The 955-nt window shown below is 69.1% G+C and carries 1 protein-coding gene; it reads right to left on the bottom strand.

Translation table 11 applies throughout. The annotated features are described in order from the left end of the window. Positions 1-955, bottom strand: a 955-nt coding sequence (gene glgB / locus OFY01_RS17440; protein ID WP_266600938.1) for a 1,4-alpha-glucan branching enzyme, incomplete at both ends; no start/stop codon positions are given.

Below are 955 nucleotides of genomic sequence, written 5' to 3'. Positions count from 1 at the left end.
GCGAGGACGTTGTCGTCGGCGGCGTCGGCCGCCACCCAGGTGAAGCCGGCGGGGGTGGTGTCCTGTTCCCACAGGGCGGGGGTGTGGCGGTAGAGGCCGTTGAGGTCGCGGGTGAGGTCGCGTACGCCGCGGTGGTCGGGTTCGGCCGCGTAGGAGGGGTCCAGGAGCCACCAGTCGGGGCCGTTCTCCTCGGCCCATTCGGCGCCCTGGGCGAACTCCTGGCCCATGAAGAGGAGTTGTTTGCCGGGGTGGGCCCACATGAAGGCGAGGTAGGCGCGGTGGGTGGCGCGTCGTTGCCACCAGTCGCCGGGGATCTTGGAGACCAGGGCCTGTTTGCCGTGGACGACCTCGTCGTGGGAGATGGGCAGGACGTAGTTCTCGCTGTAGGCGTAGACCATCGAGAAGGTCATCTCGTGGTGGTGGTGGGTGCGGTGGACCGGTTCGTGGGTGATGTAGCCGAGCGAGTCGTGCATCCAGCCCATGTTCCATTTGAGGCCGAAGCCGAGGCCGCCGGTGTCGGTGGGGCGGGTGACGCCGTCCCACGCGGTCGATTCCTCGGCGATCGTCACCACGCCGGGGCAGCGGCGGTAGACGGTGGCGTTCATCTCCTGGAGGAAGGCGACCGCGTCGAGGTCCTCGCGGCCGCCGAAGACGTTCGGGGTCCACTGGCCGGAGTCGCGGGAGTAGTCGAGGTAGAGCATGGAGGCGACCGCGTCCACGCGCAGGCCGTCGATGTGGAACTCCTCGCACCAGTACACGGCGTTGGCGACCAGGAAGTTGCGCACCTCGGTGCGGCCGAAGTCGAACTCGTACGTTCCCCAGTCCGGGTGTTCGGCCCGCCGGGAGTCCCCGGGCTCGTACAGCGGGTCGCCGTCGAACCTGGCCAGCGCCCAGTCGTCCTTCGGGAAGTGCGCCGGGACCCAGTCCATGATCACGCCGATGCCCGCCCGGTGGA

The sequence above is a fragment of the Streptomyces beihaiensis genome (assembly GCF_026274175.1).
GTDB classification, from domain to species: domain Bacteria; phylum Actinomycetota; class Actinomycetes; order Streptomycetales; family Streptomycetaceae; genus Streptomyces; species Streptomyces beihaiensis.
This window is presented reverse-complemented; position numbering and strand designations above follow the sequence as displayed.